The 2,374-nt window shown below is 75.4% G+C and carries 3 protein-coding genes; 1 reads left to right on the top strand and 2 read right to left on the bottom strand.

Annotated elements, in window-relative coordinates; genetic code table 11:
* The coding region (locus I4I78_RS31940; protein WP_218615237.1) for a replication-associated recombination protein A at positions 1-1,024 on the top strand (1,024 nt) is incomplete at its 5' end.
* A 13-nt stretch (positions 1,025-1,037) separates the two neighbouring features.
* Here the strand turns inward: I4I78_RS31940 and I4I78_RS31935 are convergent.
* Together I4I78_RS31935 and map are read right to left on the bottom strand one after the other, a co-directional pair.
* Entirely contained in the window at positions 1,038-1,409 is a 372-nt protein-coding gene (locus I4I78_RS31935; protein ID WP_218615236.1) for a maleylpyruvate isomerase N-terminal domain-containing protein, read from the bottom strand.
* Positions 1,410-1,449: 40 nt separating this feature from the next.
* The gene (map, locus tag I4I78_RS31930; RefSeq protein WP_218615235.1) at positions 1,450-2,232 is read right to left on the bottom strand and encodes a type I methionyl aminopeptidase; all 783 of its coding nucleotides are present in this window, start codon (positions 2,230-2,232) and stop codon (positions 1,450-1,452) included.
* Positions 2,233-2,374 lie beyond the last annotated feature (142 nt).

Here is a 2,374-nt window from a genome sequence, read left to right as displayed (position 1 = left end):
CACCGTGCTGTTCATCGACGAGGTGCACCGGTTCTCCAAGACCCAGCAGGACGCCCTGCTCGGGGCCGTGGAGGACCGGCTCGTGCTGCTCGTCGCCGCGACCACGGAGAACCCCTCGTTCTCGGTCGTCTCGCCGCTGCTCTCACGCTCGCTGGTGCTCCAGCTGCAGTCCCTCGAACCCGACGACGTGCGCTCGCTGCTGCACCGCGCCGTGGCCTCCGAACGGGGCCTCGGCGGCGCGGTGACGCTCACGCAGGACGGCGAGGACGCGCTCGTCCGCCTCTGTGCCGGCGACGCGCGCCGCGCCCTGACCGCGCTGGAGGCCGCCGCCGACGGGGTGCTCGCCGACGCCGGTGACTCGCCGGCCGTCGATGCGCGGGCCGGGACGCCGGAGGTCGACCTCGAGGCCGTCGAACGCGCCGTCACCGAGGTCGCGGTGCGCTACGACCGGGCCGGTGACCAGCACTACGACGTGATCAGCGCGTTCATCAAGTCCATCCGCGGCTCCGACCCGGACGCGGCGATGCACTACCTGGCCCGCATGATCGTCGCGGGCGAGGACGCCCGGTTCATCGCGCGCCGGCTGATGGTGCACGCCAGCGAGGACATCGGGCTCGCCGACCCGACCGCGCTGCCCGCCGCCACCGCGGCCGCCCAGGTGGTGCAGCTGGTCGGGATGCCGGAGGCCCGGATCGCGCTGGCCCAGGTCACGCTGCACCTGGCCACCGCGCCCAAGTCCAACGCCGTGATCACCGCGATCGACGCCGCCATGTCCGACGTGCGCGCCGGCGCCGTCGGGTCGGTCCCGGCGCACCTGCGCGACGGGCACTACACCGGCGCGGAGAAGCTCGGCAACGCCGTCGGCTACCGCTACCCGCACAGCTCACCGGACGGCGTGCTCACCCAGCAGTACCCGCCGGACGACCTGGTCGGCCGCGACTACTACGTGCCCACCACCCACGGCAACGAACGCACCCTGTCCGAGCGCGTCCCCAAGCTCCGGCGCGCCGTCCGGGGCCGCTGACCGGGCCCCGGTGTCACCGGAGCTCCCGGCCGAGGAGCGCGAGGGTCCGCGACCACGCGTCGCCCGGATCCGCGGCGGGCACGACCGGCGCGAACGAGGCGCCGGGCGCGGAGCGGCCCGGACCGTCGGGCCGGATCTCCGCCAGCAGCACCGTGGTCTCCGCCGGTGCCCGGGCGAACGAGGTGACCAGGCGGTCGGCCGAGGCCTGCCAGTCCGCGGCCGGGTCGTCGGCGAAGCCGTGGTTCTGCCCGATCAGGTGGGCGAGCAGGGCGTCGAGGTCCCACCCGGCGCACGGGGTGTCCCGGCCGCGGTCGCCGGCGCCGATCCGGGCGATGACCGCGGTCGCGTCGTCGGAGGCCCTGCGGTGCAGCTGAGTCGTCGACACCCGCGCATCGTCCACCGCGCCGGACGAGAAGTCGCGGCCATCAGACCGTCGTGAGGACGACGGGGCCGGCGTCGGTGATCGCGACGGTGTGCTCGATGTGGGCGGCGCGCGAACCGTCGGCGGTGCGCAGGGTCCAGCCGTCGGGGTCCTCGCGGTAGGCGTCGCGGCCGCCGTCGAGCAGCATCGGCTCCAGGGCGAGCACGAGCCCGGGCCGCAGCCGCAGGCCCCGGCCGGGGCGGCCCTCGTTGGGCACGTGTGGGGCCTCGTGCATGGCCCGGCCGATGCCGTGGCCCCCGTGGTCGGCCATCAACCCGTAGCCGGCGTCGCGCCCGACCGCACCGATGGCGTGCGCGACGTCGCCGAGGCGGGCGCCCGGCTGCGCCGCGGCGATGCCGGCGTCGAGGGCGCGCGCGGTGGTGGTGATCAGCGCGCGGTCGGCGGCGCCGCGCGCGGGGTCGGGGTGCTCGCCGACGACGAAGCTGATCGCGGCGTCGCCGCTCCACCCGTCGAGGTGGGCGCCGCAGTCGACGCTGACCAGGTCCCCGTCCCGGAGCCGGTAGTCGCCGGGGATGCCGTGCACGACGGCGTCGTTGACGCTGATGCACGCCACCCCGGGGAACGGGCTCATGGCCGGGGTGGGCCGGTAGTGCAGGAACAGCGGCCGGGCCGCGGCCTTGTCGATCACCTCGGCCGCGACGTCGTCGAGGTCGCGCAGGCACACGCCGACCTCGGCGTGGTCCCGGACCGCGTGCAACGCAGCCGCGGTGACGCGGCCGGCCTCGCGCATCAGCGCGATCTCGTCGGGGGTCTTGAGTTCGATCATCACACACCACCAGCAGTCGGGATAACTATCCCGGTATTAGTATCACGGTGATGGTGCGCCGGTCACCGGCCCGGCCCGGGCGACGCCCGCGGGGCAGCGATCAGGTGGACGCGGCAGGGGCCTGCGCGGGCGGTGGGTCGAG

The sequence above is a fragment of the Pseudonocardia sp. KRD291 genome (assembly GCF_019263595.1).
Lineage (GTDB): Bacteria > Actinomycetota > Actinomycetes > Mycobacteriales > Pseudonocardiaceae > Pseudonocardia.
The sequence above is the reverse complement of the archived record's forward strand: the minus strand, read 5'-3'. Positions and strand labels throughout refer to the sequence as shown.

Coding starts and splice junctions, on each gene's coding strand:
- map (WP_218615235.1), bottom strand. CDS start 2,232: ATGATCGAACTCAAGACCCCCGACGAGATCGCGCTGATGCGCGAGGCC.